Source organism: Actinokineospora sp. (genome assembly GCF_052390155.1).
GTDB lineage: Bacteria > Actinomycetota > Actinomycetes > Mycobacteriales > Pseudonocardiaceae > Actinokineospora.
This window is the reverse complement of sequence record NZ_JBQTHF010000088.1, coordinates 1-22710: the sequence shown is the minus strand read 5'-3', so window position 1 is coordinate 22710 and position 22710 is coordinate 1. Positions and strand designations below refer to the sequence as shown.

Here is a 22710-nt window from a genome sequence, read left to right as displayed (position 1 = left end):
TCCGGTGTTCTCGATCTTCTTGGTCGTTGATCGATCTACCGGAGACCTCGCCTATTTGATCAACGACACGCCGAGACCGCGCATCACTGCCGATGTTGACCGGTACGGACTTCGAGACACTGCCTAGTGGGCGTCACCTTCGAACAGGCCGTAGAACGCGTTGCCGACCGGGAGGGGAGTGTTCGGCGGGAAGTCGGTGACCAGCAGCGATCCGGCCGAGTAGAGGCTGTAGGAGTCGAAGTCCTCGCCCTGCGCCACGGCCACGACCCGGGAATCCACCCGCCACATCGCGTGGTGCAGGCCGTCGTCGAAGTGGGTGCCGGAGATTTCCGGGGCACCCAGCCGATTCGAGACCATCCCGCACGCGTGCCGCCACGCCCCGTCGAACGCGGCGCGACCGGCTTCCCCGTCACCAAGCCAATCCTGGCCTGCCGGGGCCGGAGGATCGGCCTGGGGGATCGCGGCGGCCGCGTCGCCTGGTTCGACGTCGTCGAGGAACTCGGCCAGATCCTGGGCGCGGTAGTCGGGATCCACGAAGCCGCGCGACGGCGGCACCATGTGCAGCAGTCGGCCCGCGGCCAGTTCCTCGATTCGGCGGCGTTCGGCCTCGGGCAGGGTCGCCGAACGGTCGTCGGGATCGAAGTACAGCGCGAAGTCCAGCCCGAGGCTGGTGATCCGGTCCAGGTCCGGCGCCATTCCCGCGCGCACCCAGTGCTGCCCCGACCAGAGCATGAACTCGTACTGCGCGAACACCTGGTCAGCTGGCGACTTGTCGCCGTCCGACCAGCCGACCCGCCGCCACGTCCGATCGAGCTCGGCCGGCTCCCAGGACGCGGATGCCAACGCGCACACCGCGTCGACGGTCCGGTCGTCCAGCAGCAGCCACTTCAACGCCATGTCCCCACCTCGACGCGAACCCCGCGAGAAACCATCCGGCGACCATGCCCGAACCCCGTTGTCCGCCACAAGACAGGCATGGTCCCCGGCTGCACACCGGGACTCTTGTTCGGCACAGCCGGACAAGAGTCCCGGTAGTCCGATCGAGCCGACGTGCGCGGGTGCTGGCGAGACTGTCGGGGCCTGCCGTCACAATGGTTGCCATGACCACGGGTACCGGCGCGTCCCGGCAGCCGTTCGCGCACTTGGGCACGCCCAACGAGGCGCTGTACCGGGACGTGCTGCGGACCTTCGCCCGCGCGCGCGACCGGTTCATCGTGCACATGCGCCCGGAGGACGTGGCCGCCGATCTCGGCAGGCCAGGCGACGCCGAGCCGGTCGGTGCCGCGCTCGACCAGCTCGTCGGGTGGGGCAACCTGCGCGCCGACCCGGACACCGGGCGGGTCACCACGGTCGCCGACTTCCACCGCGCCCGGTACCTCTACCAGCTCACCTCGGCGGGTCAGGCTGCCGAGGAGGCGATCGCTGTCTACGAGGAGGCCATCGGCAGGCGGGGCGCGCTTCAGTCGGTGGCGCTGGCCGACATCGCGGGCCAGCTCCGCGCACTGGCCGAACTGGCCGCCGTCGACTCGGTCGATCTCGACCCGGCGAAGCTGCACCTGCTGCTGCTCGGCCTGGCCGAGCGGTTCACCGGCCTGGCCGACAACGCGCAGGCGTTCATGGCGTCGCTGCGCCGCGTGATCGACTTCTCCGACGGGGACGTGGCCGCGTTCGTCGCCTACAAGCAGCGGCTCATCGACTACATCAACCGGTTCATCGCCGACCTGGCGAACCGGGGCGCCGAGATCGCGACCCTGCTCGGCCGGATCGAGGGCTTCGACGTCGACCGCCTGCTGACCGTGGCGGCCACCCGCGAGGCCGCCGACGCCGTGCCCGATCTCCCGGACGACGAGACCGCGAACACCGAGTACGACACCACCCTCGCCGCCACGCTCGACGGCTGGCGCAACCGGTGGCGGGGTCTGCGCGACTGGTTCCTGTCGGCGGACTCCCGGCACCCGTCGCAGGCACGGCTGTTGCGCGGCGCGGCGGTGAGTGCGATCACGCAGCTCATCGACACCGTCGCCACCCTCAACGAGCGCCGCTCCGGCCGGTCCGACCGCTCCGCGGACTTCCGCGCGCTGGCCCGCTGGTTCGCCGAGGCGCCGGACGACGACGCGGCCCACCGGCTGTGGCGGGCGGCGTTCGGACTCACCCCGGCGCGGCACCTGTCGGTCACCCAGCCCACCCTCGCCGCCTGGCACGACGTGGAACCGTCGCCCACCACTCCGTGGCGCGACGCGCCCGCCGTGCACATCAGCCCGCAGCTCCGCCGCACCGGCTCCTACGAGCGGCGCGGCAAGCCCACCAGGATCGCCGACCACGACGAGCAGCGCAGACTGCTCCTCGCGCACGTCGAACGCGAGTCCGCGCAGGTCGCCGAGGCGCGGCGGCGGCTGGCCACGGGCGGACCGGTGCTGCTGTCCGACCTCGGCACGCTCGACGCCCGCGCGTTCCGGCTGTTCCTCGGCCTGCTCGGCGACGCGATGTCGGCTCGGCGACCCGACGACACCGAGGTCAAGACGACCACGGGCGACGGCACGATGGAGATCCGGCTGTCGCTGGTGGACGACGGCGGTACGGTCGCGATCGACACCGAGGACGGTGTCCTGCATGGACAGGAACACCTCATCGAGATCGTCGACCTGAGCAGGCCCCCGGTATTCGCGTGACGGCATCCGACGAGCAGGTCCAGCAGCGACGCAAAGCCTTGCGCGCTCTGCTGGTCAAGCCGCTGTTGGTCGCGGGCCAGGACGACGACGAGATCCGCCTGGTCCGCAGGTATGCGAGCGAACTGCGCGACTGGCTCGCGCAGGAGACCGGGTGGCGGTTGCAGGTCGACACCGACTCGGTCCGGCTGTTCAAGTCCGCGCCGACGAACACCGACGGCACCCACCCGGCCAGGGACGGCCGAGGCAAACCGCCGTTCGGCAGGCGCCGATACGTGTTGCTCTGCTTGGCGTTGTCGGTCCTGGAACGCGCCGACACCCAGATCACCCTCGGTCGGCTGGCCGAGGGCGTGCTGATCGCGGTCGCCGAGCCGGACCTGGCCGACGCGGGTGTCTCGTTCACCCTCAGTCGCCGCGACGAACGCTCCGATCTGGTCGCGGTGGTGCGGCTGCTGCTCGGCTGGGGTGTGCTCGACCGGGTGTCCGGCGAGGAGGACGCCTATCTTTCCGACTCGGGTGACGTGCTCTACGACGTGCACCGCCGCGTGCTCGCCGCCCTGCTCACCGGGCACCGCGGCCCGTCGACCATCACCGCGCCCGACTTCGAGCGCAGGCTCGCCGAGTTGACCCACGAGCCGGTGCCCGACAACGACGACCTGCGCAACCGCGCCCTGCGCCACCGGCTCACCCGCAGGCTGCTCGACGACCCGGTCGTGTACTACGACGAACTGCCCGACGACGAGCGCGTCTACCTGGTCGGCCAGCGCCACGCGATCTCCCGGCGGATCGAGGACGCCACCGGGCTGGTGGCCGAGTTGCGCGCCGAGGGCGTTGCCATGGTCGACCCCGACGACGAGCTGACCGATGTGCGGATGCCCGAGCAGCGCACTGACGGCCACGTCACGCTGCTGGTCGCCGAACACTTGGCGGCCAAGGGATCCCCGGTCACGGTAGACGCGTTGCTGGCCTATGTGCGCATGGTCGCGGCCAAGCACGCGAGCTATTGGCGGCGCGGCGTCACCGAACCGGGCGCGGACGTCGAACTGCTCGCCATCGCGCTGGAGAAGTTGCGCGCCCTGCGGCTGATCACCGACGTGCCGGGCGAGCGGCCGATGATCGCTCCCCGGCCCGCCATCGCCCGGTACGCGGTCGGTGCGCCCACCATCCGAGACCGCCCGAACAGGAAGACACCGTGACGCCCACTCCGCACACCCGGCGTTGGCAGCCGCTGCGCGCAGGTCTGGTGGACCTCTTCTACTACGACCTGGAGGAGTTCCACTTCCACGACGGCAGGCTGCTGCTACGCGGAAACAACGGCACCGGCAAGTCCAAGGTGCTCGCGTTGACACTGCCGTTCCTGCTCGACGGGGAACTGGCGCCGCACCGCGTCGAGCCCGACGGCGACCGCAACAAGCGAATGGAGTGGAACCTGCTGCTCGGCGGGAAGCACCCGCATTCCGAGCGGCTGGGCTACACCTGGCTGGAGTTTGGCCGCAGGCTCGCCGACGGCACCGCCGAGTACCGAACGCTGGGCTGCGGGCTCAAGGCCGTCGCCGGGCGCGGCATCGCCCGGCACTGGTTTTTCGTGACCAACCAACGCATCGGCGCGGACCTGTCGCTCGTGAGTCCCACCAGGGTCGCACTCACCAGGGAACGGCTCAAGGACGCGGTCGACGGGCACGGGACGGTGTACGACACGGCCACGGAGTACCGGCGGGCGGTGGACGAGGCCCTGTTCGGTCTCGGGACGCACCGGTACGAGGCGTTGGTCAACCTGCTCATCCAGTTGCGGCAGCCGCAGTTGTCCAAGCGGCCGGACGAGAAGCTGTTGTCCAGGGCGCTCACCGAGGCGCTGCCGCCGCTGGATCAGGCGCTGGTCGCCACCGTCGCGGGCGCGTTCCGCGGTCTGGACGAGGAACGCGCGGCGCTGCGCGGGCTCAGCGAGGCGAAGTCCGCGGCCGACACCTTCCTCGGCCACTACCGCCGCTACGCCAGGATCGCGGCCAAGCGCCATTCCCTGCCGCCCCGCAAGGCGCAGAGCCGGTACGAGAAACTGAGCGGTGAACTCGGCGAGGCCGAGACGGCGTACGCCGCCGCGGCGGCCGCACTCGTTGCGGCGCAACGGTCGCTGGTCGACCTCGCCGCGGAACGCAACCGGCTCGACGCCCGCCGCCAGGCGCTGCACGACAGCCCCCGGATGCGCGACGCCGAGAAACTGGACGAGGCCCGCGTCGAGTCCGAACGCCTGACGGCGTTCGCGGGCAGCCGTGACCGTGACCAGTCGTCCGCCGTGGAATCGTTGCGGCGTAGGGAAAGGCAGCTCGCCGACGCCCACCGGGAAGCCGAGGTCGACCGGGCGTCGTTCGACGCCGCGCGGCGCATCGCCGAACAGAACGCCGACGCCGCGCGGGTTCTCGGCCGCCACGCCGAGGTCATGTCCGTGTTCGACGGCGACGCACCGCCCTATCCGGCGGCGGTCCGGGCAGGCGCGGAGCTGATCGACCGACGGGTCCGCGCCGGGGCCGAACTCGATCGGCTGTTGGTCGCGGTTGCCCGGGCGGACGACGCCCTGCGCGCCGCGCGTGGCCACGTCGATCGGATCACGGGCGAGTGTCAGGCGGCGGCGGAACGGATCGCGGCGGCCGAACGCGTCGTCACCGACACGGGCACCGCGTTGGTGGCCGCGTGCTCGGCCTATCTGGCGGGTACCACGGGATTCGCCGTGCCCGACGTCGGCGGTGTGCTTGGTGCCCTCGAAGCATGGGTGGACACGCTCGACGGCGCCAACCCGGTGACCGCCGCCGTTGCCGACGCGGCCTCGCGGGCGACCGCCGAGTTGGGCAGGCGGCAGGCCGAACTCGACGCCCGCGCGGCGGCTGTCGAGGCCGAGATCGGCGAGATCGTCGCCGAGATAGCCCGGCTGGAGGACGGCGGCCACGACGCGCCACCCGTGCCGCGCACCCGCGATCCGCTGTCCAGGCAAGGACGTCCTGGCGGTCCACTGTGGAGGGTGGTGGACTTCGTCGACGGTGTCCGCGATGGCGACCGCGCGGGACTGGAGGCGGCGCTGGAGGCGGCGGGCATCCTCGACGCCTGGGTTACCCCGGACGGCGAGCTGCGCGACGCGATCACTGACGATGTGCTTGTGCTGCCACGGGATCCCGCGCCCGACGGCGGGTTGATGTCGGTGCTGACGCCCGCGGTCGACCGGGCCGACGAGTTCGCCGACGTGCTGACCGACGACGCGGTCGCCGCGGTGCTCCGGGGAATCGGCCTCGGGCCGCGCGGCTCGACGTGGGTCGACGTCGACGGCCGGTTCTCGATCGGCGTCCTCACCGGGGCGTGGCACAAGGACACCGCCGCCTACCTCGGTGAAGGCGCCCGCGAGGCGGCCCGCCGGGCCCGCCTGGCGCACCTGGTGGCCGAGCGCGACCGGTTGCGCGGTCTCGCGGAGGACCTGACCGAGGCAGCGACAGAGGTGGTGCGCCTGCTGGCCGCGCTCTCCGGCGAACGCCAGGCGTTGCCCGGCGACGACAGCCTGCGCGAGGCGCATGTCCGGCTCGCGGGCGAACACCAGACCAAGCGCGACGTCGACCGGCTGCTGGCCGAAGCCGTCGAGGTGGCCGCTGCCCGCGCGGACGACGCGCGAGCGGCCAAGGGCAGCGCCGAGGAGTTCGCGGGCGATGTGGGTCTGCCCGCCGACCCGGGCGCCCTCAAGGAAATCGGCCACGCGATCGGCGACTACCGGGTCGCGCTGGCGACGCTGTGGCCTGCCGCCGTGGCGGCGGAGCGGGCGGAGCGGGCCGTGGGCGAGGCCGGTGCCGAGCACGCCGCGGCGGCGGAAAGTCATGCCACAGCGGTGCAAGAGGCGTTTGACGCGGCCGAGAAGGCGGCGGCGGCCGTCGAGCGGCTGCGGGTGCTGGTCGACACGGCGGGCGCCGGAGTCGAGCAGTTGTACCAGGAACTCGCCGCCGTCGACCAGGAGCTGACCGGCTGCGGCGAACGGGAGAAGCAGGTCCGCGCCGAGGAGAACCGGGCGACCGAAGACCGGGGCAAGGCGACCGGGCGGCAGGAGACCCTGCGCGCGGAGATCGACGGCGCGACCGGTGAACGAGACCGTGCCGTCGCCGACCTCCGCGCGTTCGCCGCCACCGGCCTGCTTGGCACGGCCCTGCCCGAACTGGACTTCCCCGACCCCGCCGCCCAATGGGCGCCGACCCCGGCCGTGGTGCTGGCACGCGCGATCAACACCGCGCTCGACCCGGTCGACGACGCCGACCGGGCCTGGGAACTGGTCCAGCAGAAGGTGTCCGCCGAACACAAGCTGCTCACCGACGCGCTCTCGCGGCACGGCCACTCCGTCGGCCTGACCGTCCACAGTGGCGTGATAGTGGTTGATGTGCGGTTCCAGGGCCGCACCCAGGACATCCCGACCCTGGTCGACGCGCTGGCCGCCGAGACCGAGCAGCGCGGCACCCTGCTGTCGGCCAAGGAACGGGAGATCCTGGAGAACCACCTCGTCAACGAGGTCGCGGGCACCCTCCAAGAGTTGATCACCGGCGCCGAGGACCAGGTGCGGGGGATCAACGCGGACCTGGAGGCACGCCCGACCTCCACCGGTATGCGCCTGCGGCTGCTCTGGCGCACCGCCAAGGGTGCGCCGGAAGGGCTCGACCGGGTGCGCGACCGGCTGCTGCGGCAGACCGCGGACGCGTGGAGTCCCGACGACCGCGCGCTCGTCGGCGCGTTCCTCCAGACGGAGATCGCCCGCGAGCACAGTGAGGACGCGGGCGGCGGCTGGGCCGAGCAGCTCACCAGGGCGCTGGACTACCGGTCCTGGCACGAGTTCGCGATCCAGCGCTACCAGGACGGCCAGTGGCGTCCGGCGGCCGGTCCGGCGTCGGGCGGTGAGCGGGTGCTGGCCGCGTCGGTGCCGCTGTTCGCCGCCGCGTCGTCGTTCTACAGCTCGGCGGGCAACCCGGACGCGCCGCGGCTGATCGCGCTGGACGAGGCGTTCGCCGGGGTGGACGACGACTCGCGGGCGAAGTGCCTCGGGCTGCTCGCGTCGTTCGACCTGGACGTGGTGATGACCAGCGAGCGCGAATGGGGCTGCTACCCACAGGTTCCCGGTCTCGCGATCTCCCAGTTGGCCCGCCGCGACGGCATCGACGCCGTGCTGGTCACACCGTGGCGTTGGGACGGCAGGGAACGCGTCGAGCTGGCCCGCCCGATCCCGCACCTGCCGACCCCGACTCCCGCACCCGCAGAAGAAACCCTGTTCGGCTGATGTCCACATCGGACAGTCCGACGCCGGATGTCGAGCGGCTGCGCAGACTGCTGGGCACGGCGGACCTGGCCTGGCTGCTGGACCGCCTGCGGCACCGGCTCGAACTGGGCCGACCGCTCACCGGGACCGTCACGCTCGGCACCGCGGGGCCGGAGCAGCGCCGGGCGGTGGAACGGTTGCTCGGCCGCCGCGCGGGTACCGGAACCTCGTTGTCGGTCTCGCTCGACGACCTCGACACGCTGCTGCGATCGAGTGGTGCCGCGCCGACGGGCCTGGGTGCCGCGGTGCACGCGCTTGTCGGCGACATCGCCGACCGGGTCGGACAGGAAGCTCTCGTTCGGGCAGCGTGGGCAGCCGCGTTCGCGCCAGTGGACGCCATGGTCGATCAGCGCCCGGAACTCCGCCCGTGGCGGGAATGGTTGGCCACCACGGGATTGGTGCGTCGCCTGGCGCCGGACCCGGTGCCTGCCGCGGCCATGCTGGCCGCCGCGGTGCGCGTGCTCGCCGCGTTGCCCTCGGCCGGGATCGCGTCGGGCCGATTGGCCGCCGCCCACACCGGCGACGCCCACGCGTTGGACGACGGTCACCCACTGGCCACCCTGGTTCTCGCCGCGGCCCGGGTTCTCGCGGGCGCGGCGCCGAGCGGTGCGGCCAGTGCCGCCGAGCGGCGCGCGAGCTGGGCCGCGGTCGGCGTACACCGCGACGAGCTGTCCTCGTCGGTGCTGTGCGCGGGCCTGCCCGGCGGCACCGGGTCGGCCACCGCGCGAATCCTCGGCCTGGCGCGGGAGGCGGGCGAGCCGTGTCTGCTCACCCTGCGCCAGCTTGGTCGGGAGCAGCCGGGCCTGGGGGTCGGCGCCCGCGTGGTGTGGATCTGCGAGAACCCGATCGTCGTGGCCACCGCCGCCGACGAACTCGGCCCGCGCTGCCCGCCGCTGGTCTGCCTCAACGGCCAGCCGTCCACCGCCGTGCTCAGGCTGCTCGACCTCCTCGACATCGACGGTGCCCGATTCACCTACCACGGCGACTTCGACTGGGGTGGCCTGCGGATCGCCAACGGCCTGTCGCGACACGTGTCGTGGCGGCCGTGGCGGTTCGACGCACCGGCCTACACCCAGGCCGTGGCGAGTGTGTCCGGTAGGGAGTTGGCCGGGCGGGCGGTGGACGCGACCTGGGATCCCGACCTGCGCCCGTCGATGGCGCTGGCCGCCCGCCAGATCGAAGAGGAACTACTCCTCCCGGACCTCGTCGCCGATCTCGCCCACTCGATCTGACGCGCCGCCATTTCGACGGGTCCGCGGCGATCGCGTCGTCCAAGATCCTCGGCGTGCTCGGCGGACCCATTCGCTGATGGCGAAAATTCCCCAACCCCCATAGGGGCTTGCCAATTGGCGCCCTCGCCTACTTCGATGGACCACGAGACGCGAGACGGAGGAAGTGACGTGAAGTATCTCCTGGTGGCGGTTCTGGCAGGCGGCATCGGGCTGGTGCCCGGCCCGGCCACGGCGGTATCCGCGGCATGTGACTACCCGGCACAGGTGCTGAATCTGGCGAACTGGAAGATTCAGTTGCCGATCGGGCAATCGGAGCGTCCTGACGAGGTCAAGCAGCCCTCGTTGGCGACCTACCGGGTCGATCCCTGGTTCAAGGTGAACACCACGTGTGACGGGGTGCGGTTCCGGGCCGCTGTCAACGGGGTGACGACCAGCGGCTCGAACTATCCGCGGTCCGAACTGCGGGAGATGAACGGCACGACGAACGCGGGCTGGTCGTCGACGTCGGGGACGCACATCCTGACGATCGATCAAGCGGTCAACAGGTTGCCCGACGACAAGCCGCACATCGTGGTCGGGCAGATCCACAACGGCACCGACGACGTCTCGGTGTTCCGAGTCGAGGGCACCAACCTCTACGTCACCAACGACAATGACAGCCACCACAAGCTGGTGACCTCGAACTTCGCGCTCAACACGCGGTTCCAGGTGAAGTTCGTGGTCAGCGGCGGCCAGATCAAGGCGTACTACAACGGCGTGCTGCAGACGACCATTACGCGTTCCTTCACCGGGGGGTACTTCAAGGCGGGCGCCTACACCCAGGCGAACTGCACGAATTCGACGCCCTGCAGTAGCGCCAACTACGGCGAGGCCACGATCTACAACGTCACCCTCGGCGACGCCGCCCCGCCGCCACCGCCGCCACCGCCGTCCCTGCCCGTGTCCGCCGTGACCGCGCGCGGGGACGACGGCAACGTTCCCGCCAACACGCTGGACAACAACCTGGCGACCCGGTGGTCCGACGAGGGCGACGGGACTTGGGTGCGCTACGACCTCGGTTCGGCGCAGCCGCTGTCGAAGGTGGCCATCGCCTGGTACCGGGGTGACGAACGCCGGTCCAGCTTCACGGTGGAAACCTCCACCGACGGCACGGCCTGGTCGACCGCGGTGTCCACACGCGACAGCACCGGAACCACGACGGGGCCGGAGACCTACGACTTCGCCGACCGCACGGCCCGCTACCTTCGGATCGTGGGATTCGGCAACACGGTCAACAACTGGACCAGCATCACCGAGACCGACATCTACCGACCCTGATCCCACGTTGGCCGCGATCGCGGTGCCACGGGGTGACTGGTTGACATCCGCGGCGGAGCCGCAACTGTGAAAATCGATTGCGCCGATCGAGTGAGGTTACCCGGCGGTATGTGAACTAGATCACACTCGTGGGGCGGCTGCGTATTCGGGCTGTGTACCGTTCTGTTCGGTCATCGGGGCGGCGCGGTCCCGGTGTCCTCGAATGGGAGCTCGGATTGGGGGCGCAATCGGTGACGAGTGTCCGAAATGCTCTGCACGGCGAAATATCCGTGGGCTCGGTGCTGTCCTGGACGAAATCCTACACCGCCGACGAGATCGGCGAATTCCTGGTGCTGACCGGGCGGTCCGGCGACGACCCGGGCGACTATCTGCCGTATCTGTTGGTCATCGCGCCGCTCACCAAACTCGGCGGCGATCTGAACTATCTCTCCGGCCGCATGGACTGGGCGGTCGCCCGGCCGGTCCGCCGCGACGAGGCGGTGACTGCCGAGCTGGAGGTGACCAGCCTCGAACCGACCGAGGGAATGACCAAGATCGCCTTCGACGCGCGGCTGTGCGTCGGCGAAGAGGTCGTGATCCGGGGCCGCAGCAAGGGGTTCATCGTCGGTGAGTAACCCTTCGGACAGAGGAAACGACCACGTGGGAACCATTTTCGGCGCCACCAGGACGATCACTGCCGAGGCCATCGCGGCCTGCGGCAGGCTGACCGGCGACCTGGGGTCGCACCACGTCAGCGGCCTCGCGGGCAAGCAGATGGCCCAGGGGCTGCTCACCCTGGCGGTGGCGCCGCTGTTCGACCGACCCGAGGTGGCCACGACCGAGATGTCCGTGCGGTTCCTCGCCCCGGTGTTCGCTGGCGAGGAGATCACCGCGGTAGTCGAGGTCACCGACTCCGCCGAGATCCCCGACGGCCGGGTGCGGCTTTCCTGTGCGATTTCCATCTCGAATGCCGAAGGTGTCCCGGTACTGCAGGGAACCGGGGTCGCCGAACTGGCGGCTGAAATCCTGCGCAATGCATCGGACGCGTTATCCAGGTGAAAGCAGGTAGTCATGTCGGACGGCGTGTCCAGTACGGCCGAAGATATTCGATTACTGAGCACCGAGGTCTTTCTCGATCCTTATCCCACTTATGCGCTGCTGCGGGACAAAGCCCCGGCGCATTGGGACGAGCAGCTCAACGGGTGGATATTGACCCGCTACGACGACGTCGCTGAGGCGCTGCGCGACCACGAGACGTTCTCCTCCCGGCGGATCGGCCTGCTCGCCGCGCGCGGCGGTGCGGACCCGTCGCCGCCGATGCGGCAGTTCATCCGGTTGGCGACCGGCTGGATGTGGATGCTCGACCCGCCCGAGCACACCCGCGTCCGCAAGCTGATGAGCCAGGGCTTCAGCCCGCGCGACATCCGCAACCTCGAACCGCTGGTCTCCGAGATCGTCGCCGACCTCGTCGACGAGATGGTGGCGAAGGACGAGTTCGACCTCATCCCCGACTTCTCCTACGCGGTGCCCGCGCTGGTCCTGGTCACCCTCTACGGCCTGCCGAAGTCCGACGCCCCGCTGATCACCCGGTGGTGCGACACGATCAAGGTGTTCCTCGGCGGCGCGCCCGACCTGGCCGCGTCCGGCGGCCCGGCCGCGGAATCGTTGCAGCACATGATGACCTACCTGACCGGGGTGATCGCCGAGCGCCGGGCCGAGCCGAGGGACGACCTGATCACCCGGCTCGTGCACGCCGAGGAGGACGGCGACCGGCTCGCCGACGAGGAGCTGTGCTCGAACCTGCTGCTGCTGATGGTGGCCACCTTCGAGACCTCGATCGACCTGCTCGGCAACGGCCTGCTCGGCCTGCTGAGCCAGCGCGACCAGTGGGAGCTGCTCAAGGCCGACCCGACCACGATCCCCGGCGCGGTCGAGGAGGTGCTGCGCTACGACGGCCCCGTGCAGCTCACCCACCGGCTGGTCACCCGCGACGTCGAGATCCACGGGCAGCGGATCGCCAAGGGCCAGCTCGCCTACCTGGTGCGTGGCGCGGCCAACCGCGACCCGGCCAAGTTCCGTGACCCGGACCGGATCGACATCCGGCGCACCGAGACCGGGCACGTCGGGCTCGGTGCGGGCGTGCACTACTGCATCGGCGCGGGCCTGGCGCGGCTCGAAGGCGTGACGGCGCTGACCGAGCTGAGCAGGCGCATTCCCGACCTCAGCCTGGCCACCGACAAGCCGCATCGGTGGCGGGCCGACAACCTGCAGTTCCGTGGTCTGGCAACGCTGCCTGCCACGTCCGGCCGATCCTGAGGTGCTGTGGCCGCAGGTGCACCTCGCCGATCTGGCGGAGATCCGAGTGGTGGCCGACGGCGCGGTAGCGGACCTGCCCGCCGCCGACCGCGCGGCGGTGGACCGGTACCGCGGCGGTCGGCGGGTGCTGGCCGTGGCGTCGCGGCTGTTCACCAGGACAGTGCTCGGGCGCGCGCTCGGGCGCGAACCCGCCGCCGTGCCGCTCACGGTCGACGAGTGGGGCAGGCCGCGGCTGGCGGGCCGGGAGCGGTTCGGCTTCACGGTCAGCCACGACAGCGCGGTCCTGGTGGTGGCGCTCGGCCCGCACCCGTGCGGCGTCGACGTCGAGGACGCCGCGGAGGCCGCGCTGGCCGAGGTCCGGCACCGCTTCTGCGGTACGGACGAACGCCCGGACTCGGCGCGGGAATGCTGGGTGGCCAAGGAAAGCGCGGCCAAGGCGCTCGGCAGGGGGCTGCGGGCGGGGCTGTCGACCATCCGGTTCGCCGGGAACCCGGCGGTCGACTGGTCGCCGGTGACCTGGCGGGGCAGGCGCACGCCGCTGCGCACCCGCGCCGTCGACCTCGGCGGGCGCCACTTCGCGCTCACCGCGCGGGTCGGCCGCGCACCGGACATCGAGGTCCACACCTGGGCGCCGCGGCGGGCCGATGCCCGCTGGTGGCTGGTCGAGTCCGACCGGGCGGCCGCGGACACCGCGCGGGCGCTGAGAAAGCAGTTGACCTGACGTGTAGGTGACTGGGACGGGGTTCAGGAAATGCGGGATACGACTCTGCACGCCGCGCTCGACAAGGTCGCGGCCGACAATCCCGGCGTCGTCGTCGGCTTTCCCGCCGAGAAGACCGAGTTGCGGCTGGCCGAACTGAGCCAGGACTCGGGGCGGATCGCCGCCCGGTTCCGCGATCTCGGGATCGCGGCGGGCGACCGGGTCGGCGTGCTCTGCACGAATGAGCCGGACTTCCTGCTGGTGCTGTTCGCGCTGAGCAGGCTCGGCGCCTGCGTGTGCCCGCTGCCGCTGCCCGCGACCGCGCAGGACGGCTATGTCGCCCGGGCGCAGAGCGTGCTGGCGAGCGGCCGGATCCGCGATGTCGTGGTGTCCCGACGGTTGCACAAGTTCGGGCCGTTCCTGGACGAGGTGCTCGGCGGCGTCCGGCGGATCATGGCCGACGAACTGTTCGACGCCGACACCACGCACACGGTCGACGGCGGCGAGGTGAGCCCGGACGCCGACATCATCCTGCAGTACACCTCCGGCAGCACCGCGCAGCCCAAGGGCGTGCGACTCACCCACCGCAACGTGCAGACGTGCATGGACGCGATCCGGGTGGGCATCGCCCTGCCGCGGCCGGGCGACCGGACCGCGATGTGGCTGCCGCTGTTCCACGACATGGGCCTGTTCGGCACGCTCACCTCGATCCTCACCGCGGTTCCGGTCACGGTGTGGCAGCCCACGGCGTTCGTCAAGGACCCCGCGCACTGGCTGCGGCAGTTCGCCGACGGCGGCTACACCATCGCGCCGCTGCCGAATTTCGGCTACGACTACCTGCACCGGGCCGTGCCCGCGGAGGAAGTCGCGGACTACGACCTGAGTCGCTGGCGGGTCGCGTTCAACGGCGCCGAGCCGATCGCGGTGGACTCGGTCGAGGCGTTTCTCGCGCACTTCGCGCCCGCCGGGTTCGCGCCTGCGGCGATGCTTCCGGTCTACGGCCTGGCCGAGGCGACGCTCGCGGTGACCTTCCCGCCGCTGGGTCGCGGGCCGCGGCCGGAATGGGTCGACCGCGCCCGGCTCGCCGAGGACAAGGTCGCGGTGCCGGTCGACCGGGAAACCGAAGGCGCGCGCGGGTTGCTGAGCGTCGGACTCCCGGTGCTCGACATGACCCTGCGTATCGCCGACCCGGAAACCGCCGCCCCGCTGGGAGAACGGCGGGTGGGCGAGGTGCAGCTCAGCGGTGGCTCGGTGACCGCGGGCTACGTGGACGACGACGGTGTGCTCACCCAACCGTTCACAGTGGACGGTTGGCTGCGGACCGGCGATCTCGGCTACCTCGCCGACGGCGAACTGTTCATCACCGGGCGCAGCAAGGAGATGCTGATCCTGCGCGGCGCAAACTACTATCCCGACGACGTGGAGAGCGCGGTCCGGGCCGACCCCGGCGTGCACCGGCGGCGGTGCGTCGCGTTCGTCCACCAGGACGACGGCCGCGAGCAGATGGTGCTGGTGGCCGAGACCACCGCCGACGCGGGCGAGCACGCCGAGGTGACGACCAGGCTGCGCGCCGTCATCCGGTCCGCCACCGGGCTGGACGACGTGCGTGTGGTGCTCGCCGCGCCGAAGTCGATACCGCGGACCAGCAGCGGCAAGCTCCAGCGGCTCGCCGCGCGGAACCTGTTCCGGTAGTCGCCCAGGGGAAGGATGTCCAATGCACACCTACGAAGTGTTCACCCACTACGAGCGCAACCACTGGAAGCTGAGCGACGTCGACTTCTCCGCCGTGCGCCGGGACCTGGTGAAGCCCGAGTACGTGTCGATCGCCAAGAGCGCGGTCATGGGCGAGTCCAACGTGATCGCCGCCGTGCACGGGTTTCTCAACGAGTTCGTGGACGACTACGACTTCTCGGCGTTCGCGGTCGTCTGGGGCTACCAGGAAATCCAGCACCACTACATGTTCAAGGCGTGGCTGGAGGCGGTCGGCGAGCACGTCGAGGACGCGCCGGTCGAGGCCATGCGCGCGCCGTACGATCCCGGCACCTCGCCGTCGGCGACGTTGGCCACCAACATCATCTCCGAGTTGACGGTCAACCACATCTACCGCCGGGTGGCCACCGCGGTCGCGGAGCCGGTGCTCAAAGAGTTGCTGCTCAAGGCAAGCCTGGACGAGGCGGGGCACGCGCGTGAGTTCATCCACTTCTGCCGCGAGCGGCTGGCCAAGCGGCCGGAGGAGACCGCGTCGGTGCTGGAGACGCTGTATGTGTACACATCGGACAAGAAGATCAAGCACCCGGTCAGCATGTTCAAGTCCAACCTGACCGAACTCGAAGACCACGAGACGATCGACACCGCGTTCGAGATGTTCCTCGAACAGGTCGCCGACGCCGACGAACTCGACGAGCTGCAAGGCAAGATCCGCCGGGTGTTCGGGCAGATGGTCGACCTCGACCTGTCGACCAACGGCCGGGTGCGGCGGGCGCTGGCGGACGTACTCTCGTGACGGGGGAGGCGATCGAGGTCCCGTGGCGGGTGCTGCCGGACTACCAGTGCTTCGGGTGCTCGCCCGCGAATGAGCACGGCCTGCGGCTCACGTTCACCCGCACCGACGACGGGATCGAGTGCGCGCTCAAGTTCGACCGCGCCTTCGAGTCCTACCCCGGCGTGGTGCACGGCGGCATGTCGACCACCGTGTGCGACGAGATCATGGGCAATCTCCTGGTGCTGCGCACGGGTTTCTCCGTGTTCACCACCAGCCTGCGCACCCGCTACGTCGCGCCGCTGGCCATCGGGACGGCCTACCGCTGCGTCGCCACGACCGAGGTGTCGGCGGGTGACACGGGGCCTTTCCAGGCCCACGCCCAGATTCTGGACGCCGACGGTCAGCCGATCGTGTTCGCGACCGGCGGCTACCAGCCGATGACCGCGAGCCAGGCCAGGTCCCGAATGGACCTGTCCGACGCCGACGCGGCGCTGATCGAACAAGCCCTCGCGGACCTGCGGACCGCGGACTGAGAAGGAGATCTCCCATGCCCGTCCCGCTCGACACCATCATCGGCACGGTGACCGAACTGGTCGCCAAGGAATTCGGTACGCCGCGAAGCGGGTTGACCCCGGACCTCGACCTGAGCACCGTCGAGGGGGCGGACTCGGTGAAGGTGCTGCGCGTCGTGGCGAAGATCGAGCGCGCCTACGACATCGAGCTGGAGGACGACGAGGTCTTCGGGTTCAAGACGATCCGCGACGTGGCCACCTCGGTCGAGTCGACCCTGGCGGCGCGGTGACCGTCGAGGCGCGGACGAACCAGCACTACGACCAGGACCCGCGGGTCTTCGAGCTGTACCTGGACCCGACGCGCAAGTACAGCTCCGGGCTGTACCAGACGCCGAGCGACACCCTGGAGTTGGCGCAGCGGCAGAAGCTGCACTACGTCGCCGACCGGCTCGGCCTGCGCGAGGGCCACCGGCTGCTCGACATCGGCTGCGGCTGGGGGTCGCTGATCCTGTTCATGGCGGCCAACTACGGCGCCACGACCGTCGGGGTGAGCCCAGCGCCGAACCAGCACGCCTACATCGCCGACCAAGCAGTCCACATGGGACTGTCCGAAAAGGTCAGTACGCGGGTCGGCCAGATCGAGCAGCTCGACGTCGAGCGGCGTGGGTTCGACGCGATCACCATGCTCGGCTCGATCGTGCACATGCCCGACCTCGACACGGTGTTCGGCAAGGCGTGGGCGGCGCTGCGCCCGCGCGGGCGGCTCTACGTGTCCGAGAGTTGCTACCGCAACGCGGCCAAGCGAGCCGAGTTCGCCCAGCGCGAGAGCTCGGTGTTCGTCCGTGACTCCATCTTCGGCTGGGGCGACATGCGGCCGCTGTCGAAGCTCATCCGCGGTGCCGAGGACGCCGGGTTCTCCGTCGTCGCGGTGGACGACCTGACCGAGCACTACTACCGCACCATCGAGGACTGGCTGGCCAACGTCGAGCGCAACGCCGCGGCCCTCGACGCGCTGCGCGCCGGTCTGGCCGAGGAGTTGGTGCGCTACCTCAAGACCGCCAACGCGGGCTGGGGCTTCACCACCAAGCACTACGCGTTGACCTGTCAGAAGTCCCGGTAGGGGGAGGCCGCGATGGACTGGAAGCCCGCGCAGATCGGCGGCGCGCTGCTGCCGGTGTCCGATGTGGACACCGCGGTGTCGGCGTTCTTGCGCACGGCGCCGCCGGAGAAGCGCTGGGACGTCGACTTCAGCTTCGACTGGGCGCAGGCCGACGCCGAACGTCTCACCGACGGCGAACGGTCCGCGGTGCGGTTCATCACCATCATCGAGGACCACCTGCCCGGCTATTTCGCGGTGTACGAGAAGAACTTCCCGGTCGACGGCAGCGTCGACCTGGACACGTTCGCGCACAACCGGGAGCTCTACCACTTCACGATCCGGTGGGCGCAGGAGGAGGACACGCACGCGCGGACGCTGGAGCGCTACCAGGTCGAGGCCGGGCTGGCCGACCGGGAGGCGCTGCGGATGTCGCTGGCCAAGGAGGGACAGCAGCGGTTCGACCTGCCCTACACCGCGGCGGTCCAGTTCTTCGCTTATCCGCTGGTGCAGGAGAAAGCGACCCAGATCTACTACCAGCACCTGCGTCAGGTCGTCGGCGATCCGCTGCTGCGCGACATCCTGGTCCGGCTGAGCAAGGACGAGGCCCGGCACTTCTCCTTCTTCGCCGACATGGTCCGGCTGTACCTGGAGCGCTACGGCGATGCCGTCGTCGATCCGATCCGCGAGGTCATCGCCGACTTTCGGATGCCGCTGGCCGACACCATCCGCGGCTACTGGCGGTGGGCGCTCAAGATCGCCGACACCGCCCGGTACGACCACACGGAGGCGTACGACCACCTGATCAAGGTGGTCAACCGGGCCGTGGACGCCAAGTCGGACAAGGTGGACGAGCTGGTCTCGTTCGTCTCCGCCTGCCGGGTGATGCGGAGCGGGTGAGCCGACTCTAGCCAGTGCGGCGGTTCCGCAGCGGCGCCGAGGTCAGGATGGCCGTGCAGGTCGGCAGCCACCGCCGGTTCGGTCGCGGCCCGCACACCCAGCGGACCGCGCCGCCCGGGGTGTTCGTCGGCGGCAGCGGCACGGCCGAACTGCTTGGCAGGAAACGAACCCGCGCGGTCCAGGCCGCGCGGCCCGGCACGGTGCCGTCCGCTTCGGCCAGGAAGATCCACCGGGTCGGCTCGGCAGGCACCACGCAGACCGGGCCGAGGCAGTGCGCCGTGCGGAGCGCGGCGGCGACCCGCGGGCCGATCAGCTCGTCCATGTCCAGCGCGCAGATGCCGATGCCCAGCGGCAGCGTGACCGCGTGCTCGCCGAGCACGGTCGGCCAGCCGAACCGGCGATACAGCTCGTGGGCCGTGCGCAGCGGGTCAGCGGTCATCTCGGGCGGGGCGGTCGGGCCGTCGGGCGGTCGAAGCGGTGGGAGATCAGGCGTACCAGCACGATCGCGGTGACGACGCCAACGGACAGCCATTCCATCCACATCGGACACTCCTGGGGATTCGAGGGTGTGGCGGACGGCGCCACGGGGGCGAATCTCGCTCGCACGCGCCGCCGTCCGCCACCGACCGGCGCTATCGGTGGCACCCCGCCGCCGGTCGGGCAGGTGGCGCCGGTTCACGTGTCGGCGCCGTTTCCTGCCGTTCGAACCATGCGCCCGCGGTCCTGAGCCAGGCAACGATCGGACCGGAATCCAGCAAGGAAAAGACATTCCGGCTGAGTCAGCGCACGATGACCGCGTGCTCGCCGCGATCAGCGGGCCGGCCGAGGTCTGCGCGCCTGCCAGCAGCAGTGCAGGCGGGTCGAGTTTCGCCGGGCGGGAGCTTGCAGGCGCAGCCGCCGCCCCGGGCGTGGCGGGTGAGCCGGATCTCAGTCATGGGCCCAGTTTGCCTAGCTGGAAGAAGTTCTCGGTATCGGTGGCTTGCGAAACTTCCCGCATGCTCCGAGGAGGCGTATCCGGCCTGGTGGCCGGCGCGGTCTTCAACACCGGAGGTCGCGGCCGCGGCCCGCGCGGGCAGGCTGGTGCGACTGGCCGCCGGGGTGGTGCTGCTCGTGGGCGCGGACCGGCGCGCCGCCGCCGTGTTGGCCGGGCTGCCGCAGCCGTTCACCGTCAGCGCCGCCCGACTGGCCCTGCGCACCACCCGCCGGACGGCGGTGCCGCTGCTGGAGTTCCTCGACCGCGCGCGGGTCACCGAACGTCTGGCCGACGACACCCGCCGATTCCGTGCGCACCGTGGGAAACAATGACCGATTGGCGAAACTACGGCAGCTTGCTGCCTTTATCGACGCCATTGACTGCGCGGTCGGCGTTGGCTTTAGTTAGACCTAGCGACAGAGTTCGAGGAACACGGATCGCCGCTTCCAGTTTCCGCGGCGGAACCTATTTATCCGCTTATCCGATTCCGCTCCGTCGTGTTCTCGGCTGCGCGGCCCGAGCGCACTTCCCCAGGGCAGCGCGGCCGTCGAGTGTCAGCAACCGAAAGGGTAACTGCGATGTCGGTCGAGTTTGTTGACGTTGACGAGGGCGAGGGCGCGGAGTCCTCGGCGCCCGTGTGGGACCATTACCTGGAGGGCGACCCGGCTTATCTGAACAGCGATTTCGGCGATTTCCTCAAGCGGTCGGCGATTCGGCTGGATGTGCGGACCGACGAGCAGGTCGCGCAGGAGGCGCTCAACCACCGGGACCCGATGATCCGCGAGCAGTCGCTGTTCCAGTACGTGGACCGGGGCCTGCCGGGCGCGGTCGACCTGCTGGCCGAGGCGGTCGCGGGCGACAGCAACCGCGAGGTGCGCTGGAACGCGCTGTGGGCGCTGGAGCAGTTCGGCGGGCCCAAGGCCCTGCAGGTGCTGCAGCGGCACGTGCACGACGACGACGCGGACGTGGGTGAGTGGGCCAGGCTGTTCGCCGCCGAGCTGACCACCGGGCTGCCCGCGTTCGACGCGCGGCCGTGGACCTTCGACGCCACCCGGACCTTCGACGAGACCATCCTGCTCAACATCCACTGCGACGTGTACGTCCGGCTGGACGACTCCGGCAGGCACTGGGGCAAGATCACCCTTGCCCCGCAGGGCCTCGCGCGCAGCTATGGCCAGGCGCACGCCTGCCCGAACGTGGCCACCCGCGACCACAAACTGGTCATCAGCAAGAACCTCGCGGGACTGCACGACGACGGCACGCCGCACGTGGAGAACTTCCTGTTCCGCGGGATCACCAACCACGCGAGCGCGGGCCGCGGCAGCTTCTTCTTCGAGTCCCGCGGCGAGCGCCCGATCTTCCTGTCCGGTCAGGCCGACAACGACACCCTCGGCCACCGCAACGAGATGGTCTCCGCCAAGCGCTCCGGCGAGTGGACGCTCGACCCGCTGATGGAGATCAAGGGCGCGCCCGCGATCCGCTACGTCCGCGGCCGGGTGCAGACCTGGGGCTACATCAACTTCGACACCATGCGGGGCAGCAGCCTCGAAGAGATCCTGTTCCCCGGCAACAGCATCCTCGGCACGCTCGACACGCCGACCGGACCGCTGGCCAACGCCTACATCACCGGCAGCTTCAAGGGCAAGCTGGTCGACTGGAACGGCGACGGCAAGGTCGACGTGAACAGCCTCGACATCTACTCGACGCACGACGCCGAGGTCGACACGAACCAGGACAACATCCCCGACCACCCGGGCGTGCAGTTCTGCCCCAGGACGAACTGGATGGACCAGCACCACTGACCGGCGCAACGGAAGCGGGGTGGGCCACCGCGGCCCACCCCGCTTCGCCCTGCGTGCACGGGACACGGCCTACATCGGTAGCGCGCGCAGGGACCTCGCGGCGGCCGCGTTGGCCAACTGGAGCAGCGCGCGGGTCACCTCGACCGGCGGGTCGAACCGCCGCTGGCGCCGCAGCACCACGTGGAACGGGTACATCACATCGCCGCGGGTCACGATCAGCGGGCTCAGGTCGAAGCCGATCACGCCGAGCACGGCGATCGGCGCGGCGAGCGCGTCGAGCACCGTGGTGTCGGAGCTGAAGCCGACCGCGACCGCCTGATAACGCCCGTCCGGCAACAGGTTGGTCCTGGCCAGCCGGTCGGTCTCGATCACCTCGAACGCCAGCGGCCACTCGTGCGCCCGGTCGAGCCGGAACATCCCGAGCAGCGCGCAGTCGCAGCCGCGCAGGCCGCCGCCGACGACGCCGACCGGGCCATGCGACCTGGTCCAGTCGTCGGTCGCGCCGAGATCGCCGATCCGCAGGTCGCCGATGCGGGTGAGCGCGAAGCGGAACCGGCGCGGCGACAGGCCGGTGAGCCTGCCGAACTGGCTGATGAAGGTGCCCAGGCTGGAGTATCCGACCTCGGTGCACACCTCGGTCACGCTCTTGGCCGTCGAGAGCAGCAGGTGCCGCGCTTCGGTCATGCGCAGCGCGGTGAGGAACCTCGCGGGCGTGGTGAGCGTGATTTCCCGGAACACCCGGTGGAAGTGGAACGGGCTGAGCATGCCTGCCCGCGCGACGTCGTTGAGCTGCAACGGTTCCGAGAGATGGCCGTGCATGTAGTCGATGGCCTTGGCCACGGAGTGGACCCGGGCGGCGCTGGTCGTGCCCGCCAGGCACGTCCCGGTGCTCCGGCACGCACCGTCGCTCTGGCACGTCAGGCAGTTGGCCTCAGTCGACCATCGCAGCGCTGCGGCACTGGTCATCGAACAGACCTCCTCGTCCCCGGCCATAGTCCGGGCGATTCCCCCAGTGCGGAGGTTGTCCGCCAGTGCGATCCTGGGAACCGGCGCGACAGCAGTCCGGGCAACGGATTACTCCGTTTGGCGTAACAATGGTGACTGCGCTTGGACTATCGCCGTACGCCGGTCCGACTCCTCCTCGTTGTTGACATATCGGATTGAACCGCAGTCGGCGCGCGTTGCGATGTCGCTATCTTGCTAACGTTTCGTGCGTAGTCGAACACTGAACGGCGTCAAGGCCGGGCGGGTCGCAGGCCGCGGCCACGCCGACGCGGGCCTGGCGACCTGGTCAAACGTCGCCCCATCCGCGCGTGCGCCGGGCGGGCGGCGACGCCCCCGGGGGGTTGGCCCCCCCCCGGGGGGGGGGGGGGTGGGGGGCCGCGAGGCCCCCCCGGGGTGCCCCTTTT

General features: G+C 70.4%; 21 protein-coding genes. 17 read left to right on the top strand and 4 right to left on the bottom strand.

Going from position 1 to position 22710, the window contains the following annotated elements; translation table 11 throughout:
• Positions 1-123: 123 nt before the first annotated feature.
• Positions 124-897 (bottom strand): hypothetical protein, encoded by a 774-nt coding sequence (locus tag ACT4N7_RS26005; RefSeq protein WP_444831484.1) that lies wholly within the window; start codon positions 895-897, stop codon positions 124-126.
• 203 nt (positions 898-1100) lie between these two features.
• On the opposite strand from ACT4N7_RS26005, the gene ACT4N7_RS26000 reads away from it, so the two are divergent.
• The 15 genes from ACT4N7_RS26000 (at position 1101) to ACT4N7_RS25930 (ending at position 18526) form a co-directional block, all read left to right on the top strand.
• On the top strand, positions 1101-2669 hold the full coding sequence (locus ACT4N7_RS26000; RefSeq protein ID WP_444831483.1) for a TIGR02677 family protein: 1569 nt from the start codon (positions 1101-1103) through the stop codon (positions 2667-2669).
• A complete protein-coding gene (locus ACT4N7_RS25995; RefSeq protein WP_444831482.1) occupies positions 2666-3862 on the top strand; it encodes a TIGR02678 family protein in 1197 nt (398 codons plus the stop codon). Before ACT4N7_RS26000 ends, ACT4N7_RS25995 begins: the two co-directional genes overlap by 4 nt.
• Positions 3859-7953: a TIGR02680 family protein gene (locus ACT4N7_RS25990; RefSeq protein ID WP_444831481.1), complete on the top strand. Its 4095-nt coding sequence runs from the start codon at positions 3859-3861 to the stop codon at positions 7951-7953. Before ACT4N7_RS25995 ends, ACT4N7_RS25990 begins: the two co-directional genes overlap by 4 nt.
• On the top strand, positions 7953-9224 hold the full coding sequence (locus ACT4N7_RS25985) for a TIGR02679 family protein (RefSeq protein WP_444831480.1): 1272 nt from the start codon (positions 7953-7955) through the stop codon (positions 9222-9224). The genes ACT4N7_RS25990 and ACT4N7_RS25985 overlap by 1 nt, the downstream gene beginning before the upstream one ends.
• Before the next feature lie 168 nt (positions 9225-9392).
• Complete coding sequence (locus ACT4N7_RS25980) at positions 9393-10541, top strand: polysaccharide lyase family 7 protein (protein ID WP_444831479.1); 1149 nt, start codon at positions 9393-9395, stop codon at positions 10539-10541.
• Between the two features lie 230 nt (positions 10542-10771).
• Entirely contained in the window at positions 10772-11155 is a 384-nt protein-coding gene (locus tag ACT4N7_RS25975) for a hypothetical protein (RefSeq protein ID WP_444831478.1), read from the top strand.
• A 25-nt stretch (positions 11156-11180) separates the two neighbouring features.
• Positions 11181-11579: a MaoC family dehydratase gene (locus ACT4N7_RS25970; protein WP_444831477.1), complete on the top strand. Its 399-nt coding sequence runs from the start codon at positions 11181-11183 to the stop codon at positions 11577-11579.
• 12 nt (positions 11580-11591) lie between these two features.
• Positions 11592-12836 carry a cytochrome P450 gene (locus ACT4N7_RS25965; RefSeq protein ID WP_444831476.1) on the top strand — a complete coding sequence of 415 codons (1245 nt, stop codon included), beginning with the start codon at positions 11592-11594 and terminating at the stop codon, positions 12834-12836.
• Positions 12796-13557 carry a 4'-phosphopantetheinyl transferase family protein gene (locus ACT4N7_RS25960; protein WP_444831475.1) on the top strand — a complete coding sequence of 254 codons (762 nt, stop codon included), beginning with the start codon at positions 12796-12798 and terminating at the stop codon, positions 13555-13557. The genes ACT4N7_RS25965 and ACT4N7_RS25960 overlap by 41 nt, the downstream gene beginning before the upstream one ends.
• 30 nt (positions 13558-13587) lie before the next feature.
• Positions 13588-15228 carry an AMP-binding protein gene (locus tag ACT4N7_RS25955; protein WP_444831474.1) on the top strand — a complete coding sequence of 547 codons (1641 nt, stop codon included), beginning with the start codon at positions 13588-13590 and terminating at the stop codon, positions 15226-15228.
• Between the two features lie 22 nt (positions 15229-15250).
• Positions 15251-16039, top strand: coding sequence for a ferritin-like domain-containing protein (locus tag ACT4N7_RS25950; protein ID WP_444831473.1), 789 nt, complete (start codon positions 15251-15253; stop codon positions 16037-16039).
• A complete protein-coding gene (locus tag ACT4N7_RS25945; RefSeq protein ID WP_444831472.1) occupies positions 16036-16551 on the top strand; it encodes a PaaI family thioesterase in 516 nt (171 codons plus the stop codon). The genes ACT4N7_RS25950 and ACT4N7_RS25945 overlap by 4 nt, the downstream gene beginning before the upstream one ends.
• Before the next feature lie 14 nt (positions 16552-16565).
• A complete protein-coding gene (locus ACT4N7_RS25940; protein ID WP_444831471.1) occupies positions 16566-16820 on the top strand; it encodes an acyl carrier protein in 255 nt (84 codons plus the stop codon).
• The gene (locus ACT4N7_RS25935) at positions 16817-17650 is read left to right on the top strand and encodes an SAM-dependent methyltransferase (protein WP_444831470.1); all 834 of its coding nucleotides are present in this window, start codon (positions 16817-16819) and stop codon (positions 17648-17650) included. Before ACT4N7_RS25940 ends, ACT4N7_RS25935 begins: the two co-directional genes overlap by 4 nt.
• A gap of 12 nt (positions 17651-17662) precedes the next feature.
• The gene (locus tag ACT4N7_RS25930; protein WP_444831469.1) at positions 17663-18526 is read left to right on the top strand and encodes an acyl-ACP desaturase; all 864 of its coding nucleotides are present in this window, start codon (positions 17663-17665) and stop codon (positions 18524-18526) included.
• 7 nt (positions 18527-18533) lie between these two features.
• On the opposite strand, the gene ACT4N7_RS25925 is transcribed toward ACT4N7_RS25930, so the two are convergent.
• The gene (locus ACT4N7_RS25925) at positions 18534-18965 is read right to left on the bottom strand and encodes a hypothetical protein (RefSeq protein ID WP_444831468.1); all 432 of its coding nucleotides are present in this window, start codon (positions 18963-18965) and stop codon (positions 18534-18536) included.
• Between the two features lie 340 nt (positions 18966-19305).
• Complete coding sequence (locus ACT4N7_RS25920) at positions 19306-19461, bottom strand: hypothetical protein (RefSeq protein WP_444831467.1); 156 nt, start codon at positions 19459-19461, stop codon at positions 19306-19308.
• A gap of 145 nt (positions 19462-19606) precedes the next feature.
• On the opposite strand from ACT4N7_RS25920, the gene ACT4N7_RS25915 reads away from it, so the two are divergent.
• Together ACT4N7_RS25915 and ACT4N7_RS25910 are read left to right on the top strand one after the other, a co-directional pair.
• Complete coding sequence (locus ACT4N7_RS25915) at positions 19607-19831, top strand: SelB domain-containing protein (protein WP_444831466.1); 225 nt, start codon at positions 19607-19609, stop codon at positions 19829-19831.
• A 246-nt stretch (positions 19832-20077) separates the two neighbouring features.
• Complete coding sequence (locus ACT4N7_RS25910) at positions 20078-21301, top strand: HEAT repeat domain-containing protein (RefSeq protein ID WP_444831465.1); 1224 nt, start codon at positions 20078-20080, stop codon at positions 21299-21301.
• A gap of 69 nt (positions 21302-21370) precedes the next feature.
• Here the strand turns inward: ACT4N7_RS25910 and ACT4N7_RS25905 are convergent, their stop codons facing one another.
• Positions 21371-22267: a helix-turn-helix domain-containing protein gene (locus tag ACT4N7_RS25905; RefSeq protein ID WP_444831464.1), complete on the bottom strand. Its 897-nt coding sequence runs from the start codon at positions 22265-22267 to the stop codon at positions 21371-21373.
• Between the last annotated feature and the right edge of the window lie 443 nt (positions 22268-22710).